This is a genomic window from Camelimonas sp. FR25, assembly GCF_059740505.1.
Genome location: NZ_JCAWFG010000066.1, coordinates 65,663 through 72,657, shown reverse-complemented (window position 1 = coordinate 72,657; position 6,995 = coordinate 65,663). Strand labels below are relative to the sequence as shown.

3 protein-coding genes are annotated in these 6,995 nt (G+C 66.3%); 1 reads left to right on the top strand and 2 read right to left on the bottom strand.

The genetic code is table 11. The features are described 5' to 3' along the window. Positions 1-52: 52 nt before the first annotated feature. Entirely contained in the window at positions 53-1,987 is a 1,935-nt protein-coding gene (gene glgX / locus AC6A67_RS07785; RefSeq protein WP_498035982.1) for a glycogen debranching protein GlgX, read from the bottom strand. A gap of 48 nt (positions 1,988-2,035) precedes the next feature. After that, entirely contained in the window at positions 2,036-4,501 is a 2,466-nt protein-coding gene (locus AC6A67_RS07780) for a glycogen/starch/alpha-glucan phosphorylase (RefSeq protein ID WP_498035980.1), read from the bottom strand. A gap of 1,014 nt (positions 4,502-5,515) precedes the next feature. Between AC6A67_RS07780 and glgA the strand changes: the two genes are divergently transcribed. Then, on the top strand, positions 5,516-6,988 hold the full coding sequence (gene glgA / locus AC6A67_RS07775) for a glycogen synthase GlgA (protein ID WP_498035979.1): 1,473 nt from the start codon (positions 5,516-5,518) through the stop codon (positions 6,986-6,988). Positions 6,989-6,995: the final 7 nt, after the last annotated feature.

Below are 6,995 nucleotides of genomic sequence, written 5' to 3'. Positions count from 1 at the left end.
TAAGGCGGCGGGGTTTTTTGTTTGACCCAGGTGCGCTGCGTCTGCGCGTAGCTTAGCGTTCTGCTGATCGCGCCCATAACATCACGCTCCTTGACGGGAGAATGTTAGGCTGCTTGTGCGAACCTTGAGTAGACGCGGCCAGTAGGGGCCTCCAGGCGCCTGGGGGGAGGCAGAGGGGCAACGCGGCGGATTTGCGGTTGATGGCGATGAGCAAGCTCTCATCGGCGCCGTTGAGCTGCAGGCACAGGGCGTCGAGATTGGGCCAATCAGCGCCGGCGATGCTGGCTCCCTCGGGCGTCAGCCATTGTGCGTCGGGGGGATAGCCGGCGCCGCTTAGAAAGCTGTCAGCAGTGAGCAACGGATGGGCCTCGCGCAGGTACGCCAGCTCTGCGACAAAGCTGATCAGCTCATCGTCCGCCGCTTGCCAGTCGAGCCAGAAGGCTGGATTGTCCTGGGCATAGGCGTTGTTGTTGCCGTGCTGGGTGCGGCCGCATTCGTCGCCGGCGGTCAGCATTGGCACGCCGCGCGACAGGAACAGGGTGCCGAGCAGCGCCCTGATATCGCGGCGGCGGGCGGCGTTGATGTCAGGGTCACTGGTCTTGCCCTCGGCGCCACAATTCCAGCTGTGGCTGTCATTGTCACCGTCGCGATTGTCCTCGCCATTGGCGTCATTGTGCTTGTGCGCGTAGCTGACCAGGTCCGCCAAAGTGAAGCCGTCATGGGCGGCGAGGAATGAGACGCCTGCGTGCGGGCCGCGATGCGCTGCGGCGAACAGATCGGATGAGCCTGCAAGGCGGGTCGCCAAAGCCCCTGCGGCGCCCGCGTCGCCGCGCCAGAATCTGCGCACGTCGTCGCGGAAGCGGCCATTCCATTCGGCGAATGGCGGTGGAAAGCCGCCGAGTTGATAGCCGCCGGGGCCGAGGTCCCATGGTTCGGCGATCAGGATGGCGCCCGCCAGCTCAGGATCCTGGCGCAGGGCGGCGAGCAATGGCGCATCCTGGCTAAACCCGCCGGGCGTGCGCCCCATGACTGTGGCCAGATCAAAACGGAAGCCGCTGACGCCGAGCCGTCGCCAATGACGCAGGCTGTCCATGGCCAGTTGCACCACCGGCGCCCGATCCAGCGCCAGGGTGTTGCCGCAGCCGGTGTCATTGACCAATTGTCCGGGATCGTCGGCGGCGTGGCGGTAATACACCGCGTTGTCGAGCCCGCGCAGGCTTACCGTGGGGCCAAAGATGTCGCTCTCGGCGGTGTGATTGAGGACCACATCCAGAATGACGCCGATGCCAGCGCTTGCGTAGGCCGCGCACAAGGCCGCCAGATCTGCGGCCCCGCCAGGCGCAAGCCGCGGATCGGGGGCGAAGAAATTCACCGGATTGTAGCCCCAGGCGTTGCTGAGGCCGAGCGGCGGCAGATGTCGCTCATCCATCCACGCCGTCACCGGCATCAGCTCGACATGGCTGACGCGCAGACGCTTGAGATGCGCCAGCACCCCGGGCGTTGTCAGCGCCGCCATCGTCCCGCGCAGACCCTCCGGCACATCGTCGCGACGCATGGAGAAGGAGCGCACAGCCAGCTCATAGATAAACGCCGGCTTGCCTCCGGCCCGCGGCGGAACTGCGGCAGGCCCCTCGGTGACCACGCTCCAGGGCGTCAGGCCCAGGGTATCGACGCCGTGCTGGGCAAGGCGCTCGTCCCAGCGAAACGGCTGGTCGATCTGCGTGGCATAGGGGTCGACCAGCAATTTTGCGGCGTCGAAACGATTGCCGTGCTCCGGCGCCCATGGACCTTCCACCCGCAAGCCATAGCGCAACCCAGGCTTTGCCCCATGCAGCAGGCCAAAATGCACGTCGCCCTGGCGGCATGGCAAGGGCAGCAGCGCCGCCTCCCCAGCGCCGGTCTCGTCGGCGACGCTGAGCAGCACCCGCTCGCCATGGCGGGAGAACACCGCAAATGAGACGCCGTCCGCCGTCACCGTCGCGCCCATGCGGGCGGGGCGGGGGCATTCGCTGATCCGCCAGCGGCTGGCCAAGGCTTACGCCTTATCCTGGTCCGCCGTCGGCACGTTCCAGATGCGCGCGGCGTATTCGCGAATGGCGCGGTCGGCGCTGAACCAGGCGCAATGGGCGGTGTTTTGCACCGACATGCGCCGCCAGACGCTGCGATCAGCCCATAATTTGTCAACGCGGCGCTGGGTCAGGCGATAGCTCTCGAAGTCGTTGAGCGTCATGAACCAGTCATTGGCGCGCAGCCCCGCTATCAACGGCTGATAGCGGTCGCGATCGCCTGGCGAGAAGGCGCCGCTGGCGACCGAATCCAGCACGCCCTCCAAATGCGCCGAGGCGCGGATCACCTCATCAGTCGGGCGTGGATCACGTCGCGCCGCTTCCACTTCTTCGGCGTTCATGCCGAAGATCAGGATATTGTCGGCGCCGACCCGTTCGCCGATCTCGATATTGGCGCCGTCGTGCGTGCCAATGGTGATGGCGCCGTTCAGCGCAAACTTCATATTGCCGGTGCCGGAGGCCTCCATGCCCGCGGTGGAGATCTGCTCCGAGAGATCGGAGGCGGGGATGATCGCCTCGGCGAGGCTGACATTGTAATTGGGCAGGAACACCACCTTCAGCCGATCGCGCGTGGTGACGTCATTGTTCACCACGCTGGCCACGTCATTGATCAGATTGATGATGTCTTTGGCCGTGCCATAGTTGGAGGCCGCCTTGCCGGCGAAGAGTTTTACGCGCGGCGCCCAGTCACGGTAAGGTTCCGAGCGCATCGCGTCATACAGGGCGATGGTCTCCAGAATATTCAGCAATTGCCGCTTGTATTCGTGAATACGCTTGATCTGCACGTCGAACAGCGCGTCAGGGCTGACGTTGACGCCACATTCGCGGCGAATGATTTTGGCCAGCGCCAGCTTATTGTCGCGGCGGATGGCGGCGATACGATCATGCACGCCAGCGTCATCGGCAAAAGCCGCAAAGTTGCGGATCAGACCGATATCGTCGACCACCTTCTCGCCGCAGGTTTCCTTCAGTAGCCTGGTCAGCCCGGGGTTGGCGCCCAGCAGCCAGCGACGCGGCGTGATGCCATTGGTGACATTGGTGATGCGCTCCGGAAAAATCTGGTGCAGCGGCGCGAACACCGTCTCCTTCATCAGGTTGGAGTGCAGGGCCGACACGCCATTGACCTTGTGCGAGCCAATGAAGGCCAGATGCGCCATGCGCACGCGCCGGCCATGCGCCTCGTCGATCAGCGACAGCGCGGCGAGGTCCGCCTCCGGGTCATGGCGGCGCACCTGGTCGAGGAAGCGGGCGTTGATCATGAAGATGATCTGCATATGGCGCGGCAACAGCCGCTCCATTAGCGCCACCGGCCAGGTCTCCAGCGCCTCCGGCAGCAGGGTGTGATTGGTGTAAGAGATCGTGCCGCAGGTGATCGCCCAGGCGTGGTCCCAGTCTATGCCCTGGTCATCGACCAGGAGGCGCATCAGTTCGGCCACCGCCAGCGATGGGTGGGTGTCGTTGAGCTGCACCGAGGCCTTTTCGGGCAGATTATCGAGCGTGCCAAACTGGCGGAAATGCCGGCGCAGCAGGTCCTGCAGCGAGGCTGAGGCGAAGAAATACTCCTGCCGCAGGCGCAATTCCTGGCCCGCCGGCGTCGAGTCATTGGGGTACAGCACCTTGGATATGGCTTCGGCGCGGTTGCGCTCGGCCACGGCGCCGTCGAGGTCGCCCTGGTTAAAGGCGTCGAGCGCCAGCGGATGCATGGCGCGGGCGCGCCACAGCCGCAGCGTTGTCGCGCCGCGGCCACGCCAGCCGACGATCGGCGTGTCATAGGCCACGGCGAACACCGTCTCGCCAGGCTTCCACATCACCTCGTCGGTGTCGCCCTTGGGAACCACCGCGCCGCCAAAGCCAATGCGATAGGCGGCCTCACGGCGCTCAAACTCCCAGGGGTGGCCGAAGGCCAGCCAGTCTTCGGGAACCTCAACCTGCTTGCCGCCGTCGATGCGCTGCTTAAACAGGCCGTGGTCGTAGCGGATGCCATAGCCGAGCGCCGGCACGCCCGTTGAGGCCATGGCCTCCATATAACAGGCGGCGAGGCGACCGAGGCCGCCATTGCCCAATGCGGCGTCTGGCTCCAGTCCCTCCAGGCTGTTGACGTCGACGCCAAGCTCATACAGCGCCTGGGCCATCGGGCCGGTGAGGCCAAGATTATTGAGCGTGTCGGCCAGCGAGCGGCCGATCAGAAACTCCAGCGACAGGTAATACACCCGCTTGCGGCCAGTGGCGTAGCTCTCCTGGGTCGATTCTTGCCAGGGGCCGATGACCTCGTCACGCGTGGCCAGGATCGCCGCCGTCAGCCAGTCATGCGGCTGCGCCACGGCAGGGGTCTTGCCCAGCGCCGAGGACAGCTTCTGCACCACCGCGCTCTTGAGTTGCGCCACCTGATCGGTGGGTTTCAGCTCTGCCTGGGGGTCACGAAAAGAAGCGTTCACTGGAAACCCCCTTGAGCCATGAGTTCGGCGGCAATGCTCGCGTGAAGCGTAGCGACCCGGCAAGATGATAAAACGTGCAGCGTCGGGTGACGCCCGGATGACAGGCGATGCGACGTCGCCACGTGGCCCGCCAGCGCCAGGCCGCCAGCTATGGATATGGCGTGGGCTGGCGCGGACTGGCGAGAGCGCGTCGCGGGCCGGGGGCGCGGGGCGCCGCGGAAACAGGCGGGAGGCGACTGTCTGCGCAGCGTTCGCGGCAGAGGAGGGCGGACGTCGTGCGTCTGGGCCGTGGCGGATTGCGCCCGGCTAGTCGCGCCGCGCGGCCTGTCCTGGTCGGGGCGGTTCAGCGCCTAAAATTTCATCAGTCACGAACGTCGGACCGCCCCGCTCCCGGCGAGGCGCCGCGCCATCACTGCGCCCGAACGGCCCCGCAGACGAGCTCGCCACCCCTGGATTTTCCCATTGGACGTCGCGTGGCGCGCCCATTGACGAGGCGCGCGACCCTGGTCGGGACTTGCCAGGCGCCTGTCGCTGCTGGCGCGCGCCCGGTGTGGCGCTGCGGTGCTCGTGACGCCCTGTCATATCAGCTTCGTGCAAAGCGGTGAAAAGCCTGTCTCAGGCTGGCGGATCAAGGGTCACTGACGGTGGGCCGCGCGCGGTGGGCCCCGGCCCTGGCCGGCGTCGTGCCCTCATTACCTAACGGCAAATCGCGACAGAGCACAGGACTGGCACGCAACTTGCTCTGTGAGGGCTCGCCAGAGACGGATCCGGGGATGCGCCCACCAGGTTCGCCGGCCGCCAGGGAGTGACGCGATGACGGATTCAGCTGATCTGGCCAGACCCGGACGCGCGCCTGACGCCGCGCCCTGCGCCTTGTCAGACATTGTCACTGATACGTGGCCGGTTGCATCCTCCCTGCCTCCGCCGCTTGTTCCCCCGCCCGTTACGCCCCTTGTTCCACCCCTTGCATCACCCGCCATATCGTCCCCGGCCATGGCGGCGTCAGGCCACGCCTTGCGCGCGGCTGCAGCGGTGCGCGATGACGAGCCCGACGGTGTTTCGCTGCTGCCTGCCAGCACCCGGCTGCTGTTTGTCACCTCCGAGATGGGGGACTTCATCAAGGCTGGCGGCCTTGGCGAGGTCTCCACGGCGCTGCCGCGGCAATTGCGGGCCTTCTGCGACGTGCGGGTGTTGCTGCCTGGTTTCCGCCAGGTGCGCATGGCGCTGCCAGATATGGAGGTGGTGCGGCAGATGCCGCGCTTCGCCGGCCTGCCGCCATGGTCGCTCGGCCGCGCCGCCACGTCAGACGGGCTGACCATCTATACGGTGCTGTGCGACGAGCTCTACGACAGGGCCGGCTCGCCCTATGGGCCGTTTGGCGGCGGCGACTATGGCGACAATGACATTCGCTTCGCGCGCCTGTCGCTGGCGGCGGCGGAGCTCGCCGCAGGTGAAGCCGACCCCAACTGGCGTCCCGACGTGCTGCACGTCAATGACTGGCCGTCGGCGCTGGCGCCAGGCTATCTGCGCTGGAAAGGCGTCGAGACGCCGTCGATCCTCACCATTCATAACCTCGCCTATCAGGGGCTTTACCACCCCCAGCGCATGCGGCTGCTGGGCATCCCCGATGCGGCCCTCGACATCAATGGCTGCGAGTTTCACGGCAAGCTGTCGTTTCTCAAGAGCGGCATCTTCTATGGCTCGCACGTCACCACGGTGAGCGAGACCTATGCGAGGGAGATCACCACCGCCGAGCATGGCTGCGGTCTCGACGGGTTGTTGCGCGCCCGCATGGACGAAGGGCGGCTGACCGGCATCGTCAACGGCATCGACGACAGCTGGAACCGGCTGCTCGACGATGATCAGACCAGCGACCAGGCGGTGCGCGCCTGGAAGCGGCGCAATGCGGCGGACATCCGCAAGGCCTTCGCCCTGCCGGATTCGCGCGGCCCGCTGTTCGCCATCGTCTCGCGCCTCGTGCACCAGAAGGGCATCGATTTGTCGCTTATGGCCGCCGAAACCATCGTCGCCCAGGGCGGCCAGCTGGTGGTCACCGGCCGGGGCGAGCCACGCATCGAGGAGGCGGTGGAAAAGGTGGCGCGCAAATATCCGCACGCCGTGGCCGCCCGCATTGGCTTCGACGACGCCGAGGCGCGGCGGATGTTCGCCGCCAGCGATTTCCTTTTGATGCCGTCGCGCTTTGAGCCCTGTGGCCTCAGCCAGATGTACGCCCAGCGTTCCGGCGCCCTGCCGATCGCCTATCGCACCGGCGGCCTCGCCGACACCATCGAGGACGGCCTGTCAGGCTTTCTGTTCTCCAATTTGAGCAGCGCCGGCCTGACCCAGGCGGTGTCGCGCGCATTTGAGGCGTTCCGCTCGCGCGCAGCCTTCCGCAGGATGCGGGATCACGCCATGGCCAAGCGTTTCGACTGGCGGCGGCCCTGCCTGCGTTACGCAAGCGTCTATGCCCGCGCGCTGACGCCATGAGCAAGGC